The organism is Candidatus Competibacter denitrificans Run_A_D11, assembly GCF_001051235.1.
GTDB classification, from domain to species: Bacteria; Pseudomonadota; Gammaproteobacteria; order Competibacterales; family Competibacteraceae; genus Competibacter_A; species Competibacter_A denitrificans.
Genome location: NZ_CBTJ020000037.1, coordinates 65,854 through 82,748 on the forward strand (window position 1 = coordinate 65,854; position 16,895 = coordinate 82,748).

Genomic DNA, 16,895 nt, shown 5'->3' on the forward strand with positions numbered 1-16,895 from the left:
CGAAGGTGTCGTGAAGCCGCCCGCTGGCGGGCGGTTCGAAAAGCTGATTCACAAAATAGTATAATCGCGCTAGCGTGCTCGTGCCGTGATCGAGCGAGGGAGTTCGCCCATGACCGTCGATTTTGCCGCCCGCCTACAGGTTGTAGTGGCACGGATTCGCAGCGCTGAAATGCGGTTCGGGCGACCGTCAGGCTCGGTTGGACTGGTTGCCGTCAGCAAAACCCATCCAGCGGCCGATATCGCTGCGGTAGCGGCCGCCGGGCAACGGGGCTTCGGCGAAAATTATTGGCAAGAGGCCGCCGCCAAATTGCCGGCTCTGGTAGCGCTTGATCTGGAGTGGCACTTCATCGGCCCGTTGCAAGCCAATAAGACGCGATCCATCGCCGAACAGTTTGCCTGGGTCCACAGCGTGGATCGGCTGAAAATCGCCGAACGCTTGAGCCAGCAGCGCCCCACCGCGCTGCCGCCACTGAAGGTGTGTTTGCAGGTCAATGTCAGCGGCGAACCGAGCAAGCACGGTTTGGATGCGAGTGATCTGCCCATCGTAGCCCACGCGGTGGCTGTCCTGCCGCGCTTGCGCCTGTGCGGGTTAATGGCGATTCCGGCGCCTGCCACGGATTTTGCCGCCCAACGCCGGCCTTTCGCCCGATTGCGCGAACTGCAAAAGGCTCTGATCGCCGACGGGTTGGCCCTGGATACCCTCTCGATGGGCATGTCAGACGATCTGGAAGCCGCCATCGCCGAGGGTAGTACCCTAGTGCGGATCGGCACCGCGATTTTCGGCGCTCGCGCCTGAAGCGTCAATTTGCGGTATGCTAAGCAGGGTAAAGCGGATCAGATTTGAGACCACTGCTTGAAAATCGTCATCTTGTGCTAGGAAATTACTGATGCCGTTAGGCTTTTCGAGACCAGTCAGCCTTGCTCTCGGCCTGATTTTGCCGTTTTTGGTCCAAGCGGACGATGCGTATTTGCGTGAAATCGAAGACGAAGCCAAGCGCCAGGCGACCACGCTGACCACCATTCAACCGCCACCTCGGCCTGCGTTGGGACCAGCCACCGCTGGCCCTGCCTCCGAACGGTTAGCTTCGGGGCTGGATCGGTCGGCATTCGACCAAGCGCTGCGCGCAGGCTCGTCAAAGGAACAGTTCGCAGCTTTTCAGCGACTCACGCCCCGCAACCAACAGCAGGTGTATGAGTTTTACCGCACCGACAGCCGCCTCGCGACCATCGGCGAGCAGATCGCCCGACTGGGAGCCGCCAAGCCCTGAACTCCTGATGCGAGCGCCTGGAACTGACGCTCAATCCTGCGCTCAATCGCGTTTCGATAACGACGACGATAAACCTCCCGAGGTGGTGATGAACGATATGGCGATTGCTTTCATTGGCGGCGGTAACATGGCCCGCAGTTTAATCGGCGGCCTGATCGCCGGTGGCCACTCGCCCGATCTCATTGGGGTCGCCGAACCCGACAACAGCCAGCGTGAGTTTCTTCGTGGTCGTTACGGTGTTCATACCTGCGCTGATAATCTCGAAGCCACTGCCAAAGCCGAAACCATCGTCCTGGCCGTCAAACCGCAAATTTTACAAGGAGTTGCCCGTCAACTAGCCCCCGCCATTCAAACACGGCAGCCGCTGGTGCTCTCTGTAGCCGCTGGCGTGCGCGAACCAGATTTACGTCGCTGGTTAGGCGGCGGTTCGCTCGCTTTAGTGCGGGCGATGCCCAACACGCCCGCGCTGGTTGGTGGCGGCGCCAGCGCCTTATTCGCTAATCCATTCGTCTCCGAAGAGCGTCGCCGCCTGGCCGAATCGCTGTTACGGGCCGTCGGTGTGACGGTCTGGGTTGACGATGAGACGCTCTTGGATACGGTCACGGCGCTATCGGGTAGTGGCCCTGCCTATTTCTTCCTCGTGATGGAAGCTTTGGAACACGCGGCGCTTGATTTGGGATTGGATGCCGACAAAGCCCGCCTGCTCACCTTGCAAACAGCCTTCGGCGCCGCCAAGATGGCGCTGGAAAGCGCGGATAGCCCCGCCACGCTGCGCGCTCGCGTCACCTCGCCAGGCGGCACCACCGAGCGAGCCTTGGCGGTGCTGCGCGATGGCGGAATTGAGAAACTGCTGACCCAAGCCGTGGTCGCGGCTCGCCAGCGAGCGCGGGAATTGGGCGACTTATTGGGAGAATAGCCGTGACGGCCACCCTTTTCTTGATTCAAACCGTTTTCGGATTTTACATCCTGGCCGTCATGCTGCGTTTTCTGCTGCAATGCGTGCGCGCCGATTTCTATAACCCCTTGGTACAGTTCCTGGTCCGCATCACTAACCCACCTCTGCTGCCGCTACGCCGCATCGTCCCTGGTTATCGAGGCTTGGACTTGGCATCGGTGGTGCTGGTCATCGCATTACAACTGCTGGAAGTGCTGTTGGTTACCCTGGTACTCGGCAAGAGCTTCAGCATCTGGAGCGTGTTGCTATTGACCTTGGTGGAACTGCTCAAACTGCTGATCAACATCTATCTGTGGAGCGTGGTCATCCAGGCCCTACTGAGTTGGTTCAATCCCGATCCTTACCACCCGGCCACCCGCTTGCTCACGCAATTGACCGCTCCGCTGTTACGACCCGCCAGACGATGGCTGCCGCCGATTTCCGGGGTAGACCTGTCGCCAATGCTGGTGATCGTCGCGCTGATTTTCGTCAGTCTGCTGCTCCAGGATTTCGTCGGATTTTGGACCGAGGTCCGTTGAAGCGGTGACCGAACCTTGGTACGGCTGGGATGGCGCCGATTTGATCGTGCGGGTGCGCGTACAACCCCGGGCCAGTGGTGACGAGTGGCTGGAACCGGTTGACGGCCCGGCGCGCGTTCGAATTACTGCCCCACCGGTAGATGGGAAGGCTAATGCCCATCTGCGCAAGTTTCTCGCGAGTCTGTTCGATGTGGCCCAAAGCCAGGTGATGGTGTTGGCTGGGGAAACCGGTCGCGACAAGCGGCTGCGGATCATCGCCCCACGCCGGCTGCCCCCCGGAATCCAGCCCGCCGATCCTCCGGGACCAGTCCAGGGTGGCAAAATCCGCTAACAAACTGAAAAAATTATATATCTATTCCGGCTAGCGGCTGGTTGCCAGCAAACCCGGCGCCGATTAGACTTGGTTTCCTTTTCGTCACGCTATCCCAGGATCATCGACCCACGCTCAGGAGCATGATGCCGTCCACTTTCCCCCCCGATTCGGTCGGGCTAGTCAGCCCCCAAGTCGCGCATTTCGCAGAACCGCTGGCTCTGGACTGTGGCCGGTCATTGGCTGACTACCAGTTGGTCTATGAAACGTATGGCACCCTCAATAGCGCTAGCAGCAACGCCGTGTTGATCTGCCATGCACTCTCCGGCGACCACCATGTGGCGGGCTATTATCAGGAATCCGGCTCGGACAAGCCAGGGTGGTGGGATAACTGCATTGGTCCCGGCAAACCCCTCGACACCCGTCATTTCTTTGTCGTTTGCTGTAATAATCTGGGCGGTTGTAAAGGCTCCACTGGACCGACCTCTATCAATCCCGATACCCGCAAACCCTATGGACCGGATTTTCCTATCGTTACCGTCAAGGACTGGGTACATAGTCAAGCCCGGCTCGCCGACCGACTCGGCATCCGGCAATGGGCGGCGGTCATCGGTGGCAGCCTCGGCGGTATGCAGGCCATGCAGTGGGCTATCACCTTCCCGGAGCGGCTGCGCCACGCCCTGGTGATCGCCGCCGCACCCCGGCTGTCAGCGCAAAACATCGCGTTCAACGAAGTGGCCCGCCAAGCGATTCTGACCGATCCTGATTTTCATCATGGCCATTACTATGAATTTGGCGTCGTCCCCCGCCGAGGGCTGATGATCGCCCGGATGCTTGGCCATATCACCTATCTGTCCGATGAAGGAATGCGCACCAAGTTCGGCCGTGAAATGCGTGAAGGTACGCCCAACTTCCATTTCAATTTCGACAGTGAGTTTCAGGTGGAAAGCTATTTACGCCACCAGGGACGCGCCTTCGTTGACCGGTTCGACGCCAACACCTATTTACTCATCACCAAGACACTCGACTATTTCGACCCGGCGGCGGATTTTGCCGAGGATTTATCCGCCGCGTTTGCCCAGACACAGGCCCGCTTTTTAGTCGTCTCCTTCACCACCGATTGGCGGTTTGCGCCGGCGCGGTCGCGCGAAATCGTCCGTGCATTGGTACGGGCGGGACGTGAGACAAGTTATGCTGAAGTCCCCTCGGAACACGGTCACGACACGTTTCTGATGCCGATTCCGCTTTATCATGACATCTTGCGTGGCTATCTCGCGCGGATCGCCCAGGAGACCGGCGATGCGGCCTGAACTTGAGATCATCAGCGCTTGGATCGCACCCAACACGCGGGTGCTTGATCTTGGCTGTGGCGACGGCGCGCTGCTGGCCTATCTCAGCGCACATCGACACGTCAGCGGTTATGGCCTGGAGATCGATACCGGCAACCTGCTTGCCTGTATCCGGGCCGGGGTCAACGTCATCCATGCGGATTTGGAAGCGGGCTTGGCGGATTTCGGTGACGGTAGCTTCGATTACGTGATCATGACCCAGACCTTGCAGGCGGTGCGACACACAGAAGCGCTGCTTGACGAAATGCTTCGGGTAGGGCGGCAAGGCATCGTGACCTTTCCGAGCTTCGGTTTCTGGCGCTACCGCTTACAAATCGCCGCCCAGGGTTTGATGCCGGTCGGCAAAACCCTGCCCTACCAATGGTACGATACCCCTAACGTCCACCTATTCACGATCCGCGATTTCGAGCACCTCTGTCAGCGCAAGCGGATTGCTATTTTGCAGCGTACCGTGTTGGATCACGCGCATCGCATTCGCCGCGGCCCGCAGCTCTGGCCAAACCTGTTGGGTGAAATCGCCTTGTACCGGCTGGGGCGAACCTAGCTGCTGTCCGTGCTTCGCCCGGCCTCTCTTCACTGGATTTTTGGAGAATTCTTGTGATACTTGCCAGCTTGCCCACTAGCCGTAGTGCGCGGTGGAATGATCGGATCATTCGCCAATGCGGTTTTACCCTGATCGAAGTGATGGTCGTGGTCGTGATTCTCAGCATCTTGGCCGCTGTGGTGGTGCCGCGAATCATGGATAATCCTGACAAAGCACGGGCCGTCAAGGCCAAGCAAGACATCCGAGTGTTGAAAAATCAGCTTGATTTGTACCGTTTGCACAACTTTCGCTATCCCACCACCGAACAAGGACTGGAAGCCCTCGTCCATAAACCGGCCGATGCCACCCGTTGGCAAGAAGGCGGCTATCTGGATAAGCTCCCCAAAGATCCTTGGGGAAAACCTTATCAATACCTGAGTCCCGGTCAGCACGGCGAGATCGACATCTATTCATTAGGCGCCGACGGCCAGCCGGGCGGCGACGGTGCCGATGCTGACCTCGGTAACTGGAACCTGGACGACTAGGCTAGGCGCCTAAGCACGACGATGACTGCACCGGCGCATGGCTTCACCCTGCTGGAGGTCATGGTCGTCCTGGTACTGATTGGCATCATTACCGGCTTTGCCCTGCTTTCCGCCGGTCGTGGGCCGCAGGATCGCTTGGCTGAGGAAGCTCAACGACTGGCGGCGCTGGTGCAATTGCAGCAGCAGGAAGCCATCTTGGCCAGTGAGCTGCGCGGTATCCGGTTCTCACGAACCGGCTATGCGCTGTTACGTCGTGACGCAAAAAATAATTGGCAAGCGCCCACCGCTGCCGATAGCCTGATCCAGCATCAGCTTCCCGATGATATGGCGTTGGGGCTGTGGGTCGAAGGCCAACCGATTGCCCTGAAAAACCCCTCCAAGTGGCCGCAAGTCGTGCTATTGGCCAGCGGCGAGGCGACTGAGTTCGTCGCAGTCTTCGGTCTAGCCGACGAACCACCAGGCTCAACGGCGCCGCGCTATCGCGTGGCGGCGGATGCGATGGGTCGGCTGACCGTCGGCGCGGTGAAGCCATGAGTAAAAGACCGGCCGGCTTCACCCTGCTCGAAGTGATGGTGGCATTGGCGGTATTGGCTATCGCCATGGGTGCAATCATCGGCATTGCCACCCAAAGCGTTAATACCATCGGTCAACTGCGTGACCAAACCTTCGCTGGCTGGGTTGCTTTGAATAAGATCAACGAGCTGGTGCTCGCCGCTGCCCCCTGGCCTGATGAAGGTAGTCGTCAGGGTAGCGTCGAACTGGCCAATCGCACCTGGCGCTGGGAAGCAAGCTTTCAAAAAACCGACGACCCTGATCTCAGGCGTCTGGATTTGACCATTCGCCAGCGCGATGCCAATGGACCTGTTCTCACCACGCTGGTCGCCTTCAAAAGCCGCCCGCCCGCCGACGAGCCTGATGCGAGCAATCCGGCTGAACAAACACCATCGGAGCAGGAAGCAGCCCCGCAAGATTCATCGCCCAAACCCTCATCGAGCGCCCAATGAGAGCCGCTGGGCGTGGCTTTACCTTGCTGGAGCTGATGGTTGCCTTAGCGGTCTTCTCGATCATGGCCACTGCTGCCTATAGTGGTTTGCGCAACGTGCTGTTCACTCGCGCCGCCGTGGAGGCACAAAGTCAGCGACTGGCGGCGGTTCAACTGGCCGTTTTCCGAATCGAGCAGGATATCGGGCAAGCGGTACGGCGTGGTATCCGTGACGAGTATGGCGAGACCCAGGCGGCGATGATCGGCGGTGAATTGACCAACGACCGCCTCATTTTGACCCGTGCCGGCTGGGACAACCCCCTGGGACAGCCGCGCGCCGATCTGCAACGGGTTGCCTATCGGTTGCGGGAAGGGCGGCTATGGCGGTTACATTGGGATGTACTGGACCGAGGCGGCGCATTAGAACCACGGGAAACCCTGCTGTTGGAAAAGGTACGTGCCTTCCGAACCCGTTTTCTGGAGGGTGATGAGTGGCGCAACGAATGGCCGCCGACGCCCACTGACGACGCTGACAGAAAGAAAAAACTCGATGTATTGCCCCGTGCGGTGGAAATCAGCCTGACCTTGGAGGATTGGGGTGAAATTACCCGGTTGTTACTGGTACCTGGTTAACGACACCCCGTGCTTTCGAAGCCCAAGCCGTTATTTTCCCAACACGGGTGCGGCGCAAGCCGGTGTCGCCTTGATTACGGTGCTACTGATCGTTTTTCTGGCCAGCGTCGCTGCCACCAGTTTGGCCGCCTTACAGCAAATCGCGATTCGCCGTAGCACGGTGCTTCAGCATCAGCAGCAGGCACGGCTGTACACGCTAGGCGCCGAAGAGTGGGCGATACTCGCGCTGGCACACGACCGTAAAAAAAATGAAACCGATCATCTCGGTGAGGCGTGGGCGCACCCACCGGCCGCCTTGCCGCTTAAGGAAGGCGCGTTGTCGATCCAGATGCGCGATCTGCAAGGCTGCTTCAATCTCAACAATTTATGGAAGCCAGCAACCAGTCCAGGGGCCGCAGCCAACCCCGGTACTGCGGCTCAGACCGGTGCGCTGCAAAAGAACGAAAAGCAGCCGGTAAAAGCAACCCAAGCTGGAGAGGTTGCTGGACAAGCTGGCCAACAATCCTCGTCTGATAACGCGGAGAATACCGCCGACAGCGCTGATTCGGAGGCAACCCAATCTGGGAAAGGGGAGTTGAACGAGGCCCAGTTTCAAGTCTTGCAACGCCTGTTAGTCAGCCTCGAACTCAAGCCGGAGTTGGCACAGGCGATAGTCGATTGGATTGATCCTGATCAAGACCCCCTCTTTCCAGAGGGGGCTGAGGATAGCGATTACAATGTGCGCACCCCACCCTATCTGGCCGCCAACCGCCCGTTGCAAAGCGTCGGGGAACTGCGCTTGCTGAAGGGTATGGAGCAGGAGGCTTACGATAAGCTCAGTTCGTTGGTTTGCGTCCTGCCCCCTAACACACCGCTCAATGTGAATACGGCTCCGGCAGCCGTGCTGGCGGCCCTGGCCGAGGAAAAAGATATTAAGGAAATCGAACGCCTGCTCGAAAATCCGCCCGATGAAGGCTACAAAAACGTCGATGATTTTCTCAACGCGGCAAAACTGACCGTCGATGCCACGATCAAAGCGCAACTTGGCGTAGCCAGCCGGTATTTTGGCCTGCGGGTCGAAGCGCGTGTGGGCGATGGGCGCGCGATGTTATACAGTATCTTGCAGCGCGACACGAAGCGCGTCCGTGTGCTGCGGCGCAGCTTCGGCAACCAGGACTAAACTACCGTGCCCGCCCGACCCGTTTTTTTTCGAATGCTTTCCTCCGATCAAGCGGAGTGGCTACACCCTGATGGCCGTGTGCAACATGGCCCGTTGGCCGCATTAGCGGACCAAGCGACCGGTGCCCGACCCCTCATGATCGTACCGGGCGAAGCGGTGATCCTGCACCCGCTCATCGCTCCCAGTCGCAAACGATCCACATGGGCACGGGCTGTTCCTTACGCACTGGAAGATCAGTTGGCGGAAGATATCGATGCCTTACATTTCGTGCTGGGCAGCGCTCTGGATGAGGGCCGCTTGCCGGTGGCGGTCATCGGTCACGACACCTTGCGCGACTGGTTGCAAACCTGCGAGCAAAACGGGTTGACGCCGGCTGCCGCTATTCCAGAGCCGCTGCTGTTACCTTGGCGGGATGGCTTCTGGAGCGTGCTGCTGGAGCCTGGGCGGGCCGTCGTGCGCACTGGGCGCTGGCAAGGTTTCGCAACCGAACGGGAAACCTTGGCGTTGTGGCTGACCGAAGCCTTGACTGAAGCCGGCGAAACTAAACCACAGGGGCTACGCATCTGGGGTGAAGCGATCCCCGAATGGGCCAATACCCCTTTCGCTGAACTGGAAAACCAGGTCGAATCCGGTTTGGTTGAACCATTGCCGCTGTATGCCGCGACCTATCAACCCGGCACTAGCCTGAATCTTCTGCAAGGTCGATACAGCCGTCAGGCGTCCTGGGGGCGCTGGCTGCGGCCCTGGCGGGCAACAGCCGCACTGGCGGGTGCTCTGTTACTCCTACAAGGCGGCGTATCCATCTACCAGTATTGGCGGTTACAGCAGGAAATGGTTTGGCTGAGCAGTACGATGGAACGTCTTTATAAAGAAGCCGTGCCGGGTGCGACCCGCATCGTCAATCCCAAAGCACAATTAGAGGCACGCCTGCGTGAATTGCGTCCTACCAACGCTGCTGGCAGTACGTTCTTCGATCTGTTGCAACGCGGTGGCCAACCGCTCGGCGGTTTCCCGGATATCTCCCTGCGAGGCTTAAACTATCGTGATGGCCAGCTTGATTTATCCCTGCAAGGGGGCGCTCCAGCCGCGCTGGATCAGCTTCGGCAACAATTCAACCAGCAGCCTGGCTTGCAAGTGGAGATGCGTACCACGCAGCGGGAAGGCCAGGCGGAAAGCAAAGTCACTTTGAAGAAATCGGCGCCATGAACACCTGGTGGGCAACTCTCAGTACCCGCGAACGGGGTATTATTCTGGCCGGCACGGGGCTGGTGCTCGTGTTCTTGTTGTATGTTTTCGGCTGGCAACCATTTCAGACCCGTCATCACCGGCTTCAGCAAACCGTCGTCGAGCGGCGCGCGGAGCTAGCTTGGATGCAGCAAGCGGCCCAGGACGTCAAAGCTCTCAACCGGACTGCTGCTGCCGGGTCTTCTCCCGATGAACGCTCGCTGTTAACTGTGGTCGATCAAACTGCACGCACGGCCGGGATGGGCGCCGCATTAAAACGGATCGCGCCCCAAGGCGATGACAAACTGAGCGCTCAATTAGATTCTGTTGAATTTGACCGGCTCTTACCCTGGCTAAATATTTTGGAAGAACAGCACCGCATCGTGCTCATTAGCCTCACTGTGGACCGTACCGATACGCCGGGTTTGGTTAATGCCCGCATCGTTCTAGGGCACCAACCATGAAAGCGCTATGGGGTTACAGCGCGCTGGGAATAGTAGCGTTTCTGGTGTTTCTCCTGCTGCTGGCTCCCGCTACCCTAGTCGCTGATCAGATCGGTAGCCGCCTGGTTGGATTCACCGTGCGTGGGGTAGAAGGCAGGGCCATCGCTGGCGCTTTATCGAGCGTCCGCTGGCGAGATCTCAGCATCGACCGGCTCACTTGGCGCTGGCGGCCCCGCGCCCTGTTGGAAGGACGGCTAGGTATTAACCTCCAAACCGAGGACCCTGAAATCAAACTCGCCGGCAATGCCGCCCTCGGCTTAAACCGGCAAATCACCCTGGGCGATCTGACCGGTCGCCTGCCATTAAATCGTGTCAGCAATCTGGCTGCGGTAGGGAGTCTGCCACTGGAAGGCATGGTTGTGCTTGATCTGCGCAATCTTGCCCTTGATGCGACTGGCCGGCCCACTGCGGCACAAGGCACAATCCGTCTGCTAAATTTGCGGGTCAACCTCGGCCAACCGTTGCCGCTGGGCGATTATGAGTTACGCCTGGATTCGGCTGGATCAGAGGGAATGCAAGGTAAAATCAAGGACATCAATGCTCCCCTCGTTCTGGAGGGTACGCTGAGCTTGCAACCCGACGGACGCTACCGATTCACCGGTCAAGCAATGGTCCGCGACCCCAATAACCAGGTACTGCGCCAAGCAATGAGCCTATTAGGACCACCGGGCGCCGATGGGCGCTGGCCTTTGAATTTTTCAGGCGCTTTGCCGCTATAGGTTGGAATTTATCTGGTGATTAAAAATGCGTTCCGGTAAGCCGGCCCCGATGGAACCCGGTCCGGCATTTTAGGTTATTTTCAAATAGTTAATTATCATATAAGCTGCCACCCTTTGCGATCCAGACCGATCCCGACGCAACTACCAGGGAGTAACTGTCGATGCCACCCAAAACGCGCGGATTTCTGACCTTTTTGGTAACGCTACTGCTGGTAGCCTGCGCTGGGCAACCGACTCCGCCACCGACCAATTTCACGTCCAGCACCTACTCCGACGCGGCGTTTCCGGCACTTCCAGAACTCCAGGCACAGGTCGGGTTTTGGCGCAAAGTCTACGCGAGCTGGGGACGAAGCCAGGTCGCCTTACACGATGACCGCTATCTGGATATCGTCTATGGGGTACTCACCTTGCCCGGTTCCATCGACGAGAGTCAAACCGCTGAGCACAAAGAGTTCGTCAAGGGACATCTGGAGACTTTGAAAGAGCTTTTGCGCCAGGTCGAGTATAAAACCGCTGCCAATAGTCCTCTGACGACTGCCGAACAGGCGTTGGCTGATCGCATTAAAGCCAGCAGCGGCGGTCCTCGTGCTTTGATGGGTGCCAGCGAGCGGCTTCGCAGCCAGCGGGGAACCCGCGAACGCTTTAAGCGCGGCCTGGAAATGAGTGGCCGTTACGATGCGGCTTTTCGCCGGACATTTCGGGAAGCCGGTCTGCCGGAGGATCTCGCCTATTTGCCCCATGTTGAGTCATCCTTCCAAAACCACGCGGCCTCAGCAGCGGGTGCTGTGGGCATGTGGCAGTTTATGCCGGGTACAGCTCGGCACTTCGGGATGCTCAACGCGGCCATCGACGAACGGCGTGACCCAGTCGCCTCGGCTCAGGGAGCCGCCCGTTATCTGCGTAACGCACATGACCGACTGCAAAGCTGGCCTATGGCGCTCACATCCTACAACCATGGTGTCGGTGGGATGCAGCAAGCACGCGCAGCCTTCGGTAATAATTTTGCTGCTATCGTGCAAAATTACTCGGGTTCAGGCTTCGGTTTTGCCTCACGTAACTTTTATGCGGAATTCCTGGCCGCCCGCGACATCGCTAAGAATCCCCAGCGCTTTTTTCCAGAAGGCGTCAATTACGAACCGCCTTTGAACCTGGATCGAGTACGGCTTCGGCAAACGGCTTCAGCCACCACCGTCGCCAGTTACTATGAGGTGAATCTTTGGGAGCTTAATAGCCTCAATAAGGCATGGAATAGTGCCGCTCAATCAGGCCGGCTGCCTCTGCCCGCCGGTACGTTGATATGGCTACCCGCCGGCACCATCACGCGACTTGCGCAACGCGGCGACACTGATCGGGCAGTCGCTTTAGCCGATACGGTCACTACCGCCAAGCTACGCTGAAGACATCTCCCAACAGACGAAAAACCCCTCCACTCAGGGAGGGGTTTTTTATAGAACGCTCAAGCTATTTTCTTGAGTATGTCGTTAGCGCGTTGCTTTTGGGAAGAATCACCTTCCTGTAAAACAGTCTCCAATAAGCTTCGCGCGCCCATCTGATCTCCCATATCCAGATAGGCCATCGCCAAATCCAGTTTGGTTTCCATGTAATCCGCCATAGCGTTTTCGGGCATAACCGGCGAGGATTTAACCTCCATCGGCGCAAGATCAAGCGTTTTATCGCCGAAACTGCGCAGATCCTCATCCAATTTCGTCAATGAAATATCGTCAGTTTGCCGCCCAACTTCCTGCGTTATATCCGCAAAGTCAAACTTATGATCAACGGGCGAAGGCGGCTGTTTGACCTGTGCTCTCGAAGCTTCAGCATCGGCCGCAGACTGGGCGGACAAAATAGCCGAAACCCCCGAAAATGTTCCAGGTTCAGTCACCGGTTCGGGATGGTCTATCCCCTGCGGCAGGCGGTTGAGCAATTCCTGATCAGAGCGAAGAGGCATCATTTCCAGGGGAAGCAATTCGCTAGGCTGCGACCGTCTTGATTTTATATCCAAATCCAAGGTCTGATCCGCACTATGCCCAGGTTTCAGTTCCATGGCGAACGTCTCATCGGCGGCCAAGATCGCCGCCATGGCAGCGCCGGAACTGGATGCCGGTTCCGTGGCCGGTTCCATACGGTCGATAGGTACCGGCGCTAAACCGCCTGCTTTGGCTCCTGAAATCGCCGGTTTCATTTCCAATGGGGCCAGTTCGACCGGCTGGGAACCGGTTTGTTGCAGCTTCATGTCACCGAAATCGAAATCCATCCCACCAAACTGCAATTCGGTAGGCAATTCAGCTCGCGCCGGGGATTTTTGAGCAGGCTCCGACGGCTTGGCCAATGTCATCGCTGGGATAGACGGTTTCTCGTGCTCTGACGCCGTGGCCGGTTCCCTATCAGGCAATGGTGTTCGCCTATCGATCAGTTGGGGAGAGGTATCACTGGCGCTCAGGGGCAAGTTGCTGACTCCCAAGTCGATATCTCTTAGTAGATTGCTGACTGAACTGGGTTCAGGCGCTGCAACCGCAGGAGCGGGTGGCGCCAGCGCCGCCACTATTGCAGGGTCAAGAGGTCGCACGACGCGGGTGGGGCTATCGGCGGCTGGACTGGCGGCTGTCTGTGCCGCGCTTGGCCTGCCGGTCACCGGCTCGGTGACCGGTTCGACAGTCGCTGGACTCGAACGAGCAGACCGCCGCAGCAAAGGCAACAGCACCAGTGCAGCGATGGCCAGCAAAATCAAAGCACCGCCGAGCCAAATGACAGGGTTATCAAACCAGCTTGGCTCAGATTCCGCCACGGGCTGAACCGGTGGTTTAACAGGGGCTGGTGCGACCGGTTTTGGCGATTCTACCGGCGGTGTCGCAGGCATTACCGCCGTACCGGACGGTGGCGTCACAGTACCGGTCGCTGTATTCGGAGGCGGTGTTACAGTAGGGGTCACCGTGCTTCCGGAGGTTGCTGTAGGCGAAGTTGCGGGTGCCTGGGGAATGCTGGCTTGAGGAACGATTTCTTGGGGTTGCTGGCCGACAGGCAAGGACGAAGGCGTTAGTGCTACTGGTGGCACCACCGATGGCGTTCCGACTACGCTGGGAGGAGTGGGCACAGGCGGCGGTGAAAGCGGTGGAGGAAGTGGCACCGCCGGTGTCTGAGCGGACACTGGACCAGATGTAGGCGTGACTGGGCCGGGTACGGCAGGAGGAGGTGGCGCTGCGGCCACATCGGGTGTCGCCGCCGGTGGCGATAGGGGTATCGCTGGTGGCGGTACACTCAAATCCGACACTACCGATGGCGCTGCCTCGGCGGCGGTACTCTGTCCGCTTACGGCTTGAGCGGACGGAACCCGCAGGACAGCGCCCTTGCGCAAAGCATTTGGGTTGCCATTGGTGAACGCTTGTGGGTTTGCTGCAAGCAAAATTGCCATCATCTGCGGCGTGCTAATGCCGCTTGGAGCCTGTGCCCGGTTGGCAATACCTGACAGGGTTTCACCGGCTTTGATCGGCCCGTAAGTGGAAGCGCCCTCCAGAGAAACCTGAGGAGCGGGCGGCAAGTTCAAAGCCGGGCGCGGTGGGGGAGCAGCTGCCGGTGCCGCAGCCGCAGCCGGTGCCGGCAGAATCGCTGGTGGTGGCGGTGGTGGCGGCGGACGGCGGTTGGCATAAAGCTCGGGATCAAGTTGAACCGTGAATTCACGGATCAACCGACCGCGCGGCCAAACCAATTCGAGCAACAAATTGAAATTAGGGTTACGAACCGGCTCGGTTGACGTAATTTTAATCAGGTTCGGCCCCCCCGGCGGGGTCTGAACCGAGACACGCAATTTCGAAAAAGTCGCTAAGCGCTCAACCCCAGCTCGATCAAAATCCTGCTGCTGAGGAATCCGCGCCGTCAACCCCATCAGCTCGCCAGGATTACTGACGACCAGAGGGACATCAGCATCTAAGTTCTCATTGAGCGCGGAGCGCACGGCGAGCGGACCGACACCTAGAGCAAAAGCGCACACTGGCGCGGCCAGACCGGCCAAAGAGGTTAACCGGAGTAATGTCCTGGTCGACATGCACCTGTCCCCATTCCGCCGCCGAGCGCTCAAAGCCCCGGCGGGATTGGCTTGGATACCGCCACCGGCTACATCAGGCCGGTGGTTTTCCCACTTCAAGCCCGCGACAAGGCGCGTCACGACTCGAAGGTTCCCCATAAAGATACTCCTTAACGAGGCGTTTTTCAGTGTAAAAACGGCAAGCAGCGTATTGATCAGTTGAGTCATCGCACGATCCAGATTTTTAGGACAACCACTTTTCTAGGCAATGCCCGATAATTTTAACGAAGCTGTCACTTTTTAATGATAGCGGTATTTTTATCGGCATACATCCTCTCCCCTACATGCGACATTGGAAATAATATGATTTCAGCGTCATTGGCTACCACACGCCCGCCCCTTAGCTCTATCGATCATTCAATCAGGTAAGCCGGGAATTTATTTCATTGAGTTAAAAATCGGGACTAATCAATAGAATTCAAAATTTTTCAATGCCTTGCAGAATAAAGATGGAGACACCCTGCCTGCTCTGTGCGCTGCCGTTTTTGGTTCTTCTGGCTGTCGGGGCGGCGGCGGTGATAACACGAATCGGCTTGCAAATCGCCTGGCGACGCGGGTTGACCAGCACCCTGGTTTCGTCTTGGCTAAAAGATTGGCGGTTTTATTAAGCCAATGTCTTCGAAGGCGACCTAATCTCTTGATCAAGCAGACACGAAAGGATGCACACTTGCACCACGCCGGGGCGAGTGCTGTTCAGCAACCCGCCCCGGCCTGCAATCAAAGCCTACCTGCCGCAATACGCAACCAACCTTGCACCAAGGTATTGCCAGCGACGATATCATCTAACCGCAGTCGATGAGCACTGGACTCGTTACACGCTTGGACTGGCTGCGACGAAACCCCTCCCCAAAGAAATAACGGAGAGAGGCAATGATGCGTTTACTTCTTTTTCTTCTTCATAGCGACCGGCTCAATGGCAACGGCCAATTCCTGTAGGTAATTCGCCTTGACTTGATCACCGATCTTAAGCTTGCTGATATCGATGTTGGCAGGAATTTTTAGGGTCACCGCGTCCCGTGCGCTTTGCAAAGTCACCTTATGTCTTTTTTGATTTACGGCGGTGACGTTGGCGACAATCTCCGTATCCTGGCGGGCCATAGCCGATTTTTGGCCAGTTTCGGCGCGATCTGGAGTCACACCAGGTTTATCCAGGCTAACTGCCAGAGCCTCATGATAGGTCAATTCCACCCGGTCGCCGGATTTGATCTGGGACAGGTTGCGGACCCCTTCGCTCACCGAGATGGTATGGAGCTTACCCCCTTTGCCTTTAAGGGTAACTTGACGATTTTCCACATCGACCGATTGCACAATCGCGGTTGCGGTGATTTGATCCCGAATCTCAAGTTGTGTAGCTGCCGGATTGACTTTAGCGGTTTTTGCTTCATCCGGCGTGGTTGCACAGCCGCCGACCAACAATAAGCCCAGCACCGCACCTGCAGCCAAGATAGTTTTCTTCATGCAAAATCTCCCTAAAACGAGGGTTGTTGAAAAAAGCGCGAAAAAAGCCCTATAAGCAGATGATAGCGTCCCCCATCAGTTTTACCAAAACTGATACGAGCGCTCTTGGTCAATTACCGCCTAGCAGAAGCTCAGCAGCTTTGCGATGGGGCAGAACGGCATTCGAGATTACGGAACCAGCTTGAGCGTGACTTGGTACCGCTCGGTCACTGACGCATCACCATCCCAAAAACGCCAGTATTTGAGCTTAAGCACCACATCACCGGCCTGGCGGGCGCTAAACGTGAACACTCGCCGCCCACGCGCGCCGATGGAGCCTTCGGTCGGTGCATCATAGGCGGTACTATCCAGAGCCAACAGGCGACTATCGCTTTCATCAATGGCCCAAGCGTAACCCGTGCTGGGATTTTCAGGCAACTTGACCGCCAGACGCTCACCGACCCGGAGTTCAGCGGTGCGATTATTGTCGGTGTGGGTGACCACTAACATACCGTTCTCGCGAATACCCGCTGGTGGAACGGAGACGGGTTCGTGGCCCTGTTTAGAAGCACAACCCGTGAACACGGTGACCAATATCGCCAAAATAGCCATAGGGATAAAGCGTAGGCAACGGATCGGGTATTCGGGAGCAAAAGCCATAGGCGCACCGGGAAGGTCATATCAGGTGATGG

The 16,895-nt window shown here is 57.9% G+C and carries 20 protein-coding genes; 17 read left to right on the forward strand and 3 right to left on the reverse strand.

All coding sequences use genetic code 11. The features are described 5' to 3' along the window. The first annotated feature begins 109 nt into the window (after positions 1-109). From BN873_RS07990 to BN873_RS08065, 16 genes are all read left to right on the forward strand, one after another. Positions 110-796 (forward strand): YggS family pyridoxal phosphate-dependent enzyme, encoded by a 687-nt coding sequence (locus BN873_RS07990; RefSeq protein ID WP_048672631.1) that lies wholly within the window; start codon positions 110-112, stop codon positions 794-796. Between the two features lie 91 nt (positions 797-887). Beyond that, entirely contained in the window at positions 888-1,268 is a 381-nt protein-coding gene (locus BN873_RS07995) for a hypothetical protein (protein WP_048672633.1), read from the forward strand. A gap of 88 nt (positions 1,269-1,356) precedes the next feature. Next, positions 1,357-2,184 (forward strand): pyrroline-5-carboxylate reductase, encoded by an 828-nt coding sequence (proC, locus tag BN873_RS08000; protein WP_048672738.1) that lies wholly within the window; start codon positions 1,357-1,359, stop codon positions 2,182-2,184. A gap of 2 nt (positions 2,185-2,186) precedes the next feature. Continuing rightward, positions 2,187-2,741, forward strand: a complete 555-nt coding sequence (locus BN873_RS08005) for a YggT family protein (protein ID WP_242434396.1) — start codon at positions 2,187-2,189, stop codon at positions 2,739-2,741. A 4-nt stretch (positions 2,742-2,745) separates the two neighbouring features. Next, positions 2,746-3,072: a DUF167 family protein gene (locus BN873_RS08010; protein WP_048672638.1), complete on the forward strand. Its 327-nt coding sequence runs from the start codon at positions 2,746-2,748 to the stop codon at positions 3,070-3,072. 125 nt (positions 3,073-3,197) lie between these two features. Beyond that, on the forward strand, positions 3,198-4,361 hold the full coding sequence (gene metX, locus BN873_RS08015; protein WP_048672640.1) for a homoserine O-succinyltransferase MetX: 1,164 nt from the start codon (positions 3,198-3,200) through the stop codon (positions 4,359-4,361). Then, positions 4,351-4,944, forward strand: coding sequence for a methionine biosynthesis protein MetW (metW, locus tag BN873_RS08020; RefSeq protein ID WP_048672643.1), 594 nt, complete (start codon positions 4,351-4,353; stop codon positions 4,942-4,944). The genes metX and metW overlap by 11 nt, the downstream gene beginning before the upstream one ends. Before the next feature lie 68 nt (positions 4,945-5,012). Further along, on the forward strand, positions 5,013-5,468 hold the full coding sequence (gene gspG, locus BN873_RS08025) for a type II secretion system major pseudopilin GspG (RefSeq protein ID WP_374727157.1): 456 nt from the start codon (positions 5,013-5,015) through the stop codon (positions 5,466-5,468). 21 nt (positions 5,469-5,489) lie between these two features. Further along, a complete protein-coding gene (gspH, locus tag BN873_RS08030; RefSeq protein ID WP_048672645.1) occupies positions 5,490-6,002 on the forward strand; it encodes a type II secretion system minor pseudopilin GspH in 513 nt (170 codons plus the stop codon). Further along, positions 5,999-6,472: a type II secretion system minor pseudopilin GspI gene (gene gspI / locus BN873_RS08035; RefSeq protein ID WP_048672647.1), complete on the forward strand. Its 474-nt coding sequence runs from the start codon at positions 5,999-6,001 to the stop codon at positions 6,470-6,472. Before gspH ends, gspI begins: the two co-directional genes overlap by 4 nt. Further along, entirely contained in the window at positions 6,469-7,083 is a 615-nt protein-coding gene (gspJ, locus tag BN873_RS08040) for a type II secretion system minor pseudopilin GspJ (protein WP_048672649.1), read from the forward strand. The genes gspI and gspJ overlap by 4 nt, the downstream gene beginning before the upstream one ends. Next, positions 7,049-8,242: a type II secretion system minor pseudopilin GspK gene (gene gspK, locus BN873_RS08045; protein ID WP_048672650.1), complete on the forward strand. Its 1,194-nt coding sequence runs from the start codon at positions 7,049-7,051 to the stop codon at positions 8,240-8,242. Before gspJ ends, gspK begins: the two co-directional genes overlap by 35 nt. A gap of 6 nt (positions 8,243-8,248) precedes the next feature. Continuing rightward, positions 8,249-9,448 carry a type II secretion system protein GspL gene (gene gspL, locus BN873_RS08050; protein ID WP_082161162.1) on the forward strand — a complete coding sequence of 400 codons (1,200 nt, stop codon included), beginning with the start codon at positions 8,249-8,251 and terminating at the stop codon, positions 9,446-9,448. Continuing rightward, complete coding sequence (gene gspM, locus BN873_RS08055; RefSeq protein ID WP_048672655.1) at positions 9,445-9,930, forward strand: type II secretion system protein GspM; 486 nt, start codon at positions 9,445-9,447, stop codon at positions 9,928-9,930. The genes gspL and gspM overlap by 4 nt, the downstream gene beginning before the upstream one ends. Next, positions 9,927-10,688: a type II secretion system protein N gene (locus BN873_RS08060; RefSeq protein WP_048672658.1), complete on the forward strand. Its 762-nt coding sequence runs from the start codon at positions 9,927-9,929 to the stop codon at positions 10,686-10,688. The genes gspM and BN873_RS08060 overlap by 4 nt, the downstream gene beginning before the upstream one ends. A gap of 161 nt (positions 10,689-10,849) precedes the next feature. Further along, the gene (locus BN873_RS08065) at positions 10,850-12,085 is read left to right on the forward strand and encodes a lytic transglycosylase domain-containing protein (protein WP_053085269.1); all 1,236 of its coding nucleotides are present in this window, start codon (positions 10,850-10,852) and stop codon (positions 12,083-12,085) included. A gap of 59 nt (positions 12,086-12,144) precedes the next feature. Here BN873_RS08065 and BN873_RS19375 read toward each other — a convergent pair whose 3' ends face one another. After that, positions 12,145-14,865 (reverse strand): motility hub landmark protein FimV, encoded by a 2,721-nt coding sequence (locus BN873_RS19375; RefSeq protein WP_102047009.1) that lies wholly within the window; start codon positions 14,863-14,865, stop codon positions 12,145-12,147. Between the two features lie 350 nt (positions 14,866-15,215). On the opposite strand from BN873_RS19375, the gene BN873_RS20360 reads away from it, so the two are divergent. Next, positions 15,216-15,374, forward strand: coding sequence for a hypothetical protein (locus tag BN873_RS20360; RefSeq protein WP_171820435.1), 159 nt, complete (start codon positions 15,216-15,218; stop codon positions 15,372-15,374). Positions 15,375-15,645: 271 nt separating this feature from the next. Here BN873_RS20360 and BN873_RS08080 read toward each other — a convergent pair whose 3' ends face one another. After that, positions 15,646-16,224, reverse strand: a complete 579-nt coding sequence (locus BN873_RS08080; protein WP_048672665.1) for a hypothetical protein — start codon at positions 16,222-16,224, stop codon at positions 15,646-15,648. 168 nt (positions 16,225-16,392) lie between these two features. After that, positions 16,393-16,863 carry a protease inhibitor I42 family protein gene (locus BN873_RS08085; protein ID WP_082161164.1) on the reverse strand — a complete coding sequence of 157 codons (471 nt, stop codon included), beginning with the start codon at positions 16,861-16,863 and terminating at the stop codon, positions 16,393-16,395. Positions 16,864-16,895: the final 32 nt, after the last annotated feature.

Bases quoted from the DNA above. Each gene is read 5' to 3' on its own strand.
- BN873_RS07990 (WP_048672631.1), top strand. From the start codon at position 110: ATGACCGTCGATTTTGCCGCCCGCCTACAGGTTGTAGTGGCACGGATT.
- BN873_RS07995 (WP_048672633.1), top strand. From the start codon at position 888: ATGCCGTTAGGCTTTTCGAGACCAGTCAGCCTTGCTCTCGGCCTGATT.
- proC (WP_048672738.1), top strand. From the start codon at position 1,357: ATGAACGATATGGCGATTGCTTTCATTGGCGGCGGTAACATGGCCCGC.
- metX (WP_048672640.1), top strand. From the start codon at position 3,198: ATGCCGTCCACTTTCCCCCCCGATTCGGTCGGGCTAGTCAGCCCCCAA.
- metW (WP_048672643.1), top strand. From the start codon at position 4,351: ATGCGGCCTGAACTTGAGATCATCAGCGCTTGGATCGCACCCAACACG.
- gspH (WP_048672645.1), top strand. From the start codon at position 5,490: ATGACTGCACCGGCGCATGGCTTCACCCTGCTGGAGGTCATGGTCGTC.
- gspI (WP_048672647.1), top strand. From the start codon at position 5,999: ATGAGTAAAAGACCGGCCGGCTTCACCCTGCTCGAAGTGATGGTGGCA.
- gspJ (WP_048672649.1), top strand. From the start codon at position 6,469: ATGAGAGCCGCTGGGCGTGGCTTTACCTTGCTGGAGCTGATGGTTGCC.
- gspM (WP_048672655.1), top strand. From the start codon at position 9,445: ATGAACACCTGGTGGGCAACTCTCAGTACCCGCGAACGGGGTATTATT.
- BN873_RS08060 (WP_048672658.1), top strand. From the start codon at position 9,927: ATGAAAGCGCTATGGGGTTACAGCGCGCTGGGAATAGTAGCGTTTCTG.
- BN873_RS08065 (WP_053085269.1), top strand. From the start codon at position 10,850: ATGCCACCCAAAACGCGCGGATTTCTGACCTTTTTGGTAACGCTACTG.
- BN873_RS19375 (WP_102047009.1), bottom strand. From the start codon at position 14,865: ATGGGGAACCTTCGAGTCGTGACGCGCCTTGTCGCGGGCTTGAAGTGG.
- BN873_RS20360 (WP_171820435.1), top strand. From the start codon at position 15,216: ATGGAGACACCCTGCCTGCTCTGTGCGCTGCCGTTTTTGGTTCTTCTG.
- BN873_RS08080 (WP_048672665.1), bottom strand. From the start codon at position 16,224: ATGAAGAAAACTATCTTGGCTGCAGGTGCGGTGCTGGGCTTATTGTTG.
- BN873_RS08085 (WP_082161164.1), bottom strand. From the start codon at position 16,863: ATGGCTTTTGCTCCCGAATACCCGATCCGTTGCCTACGCTTTATCCCT.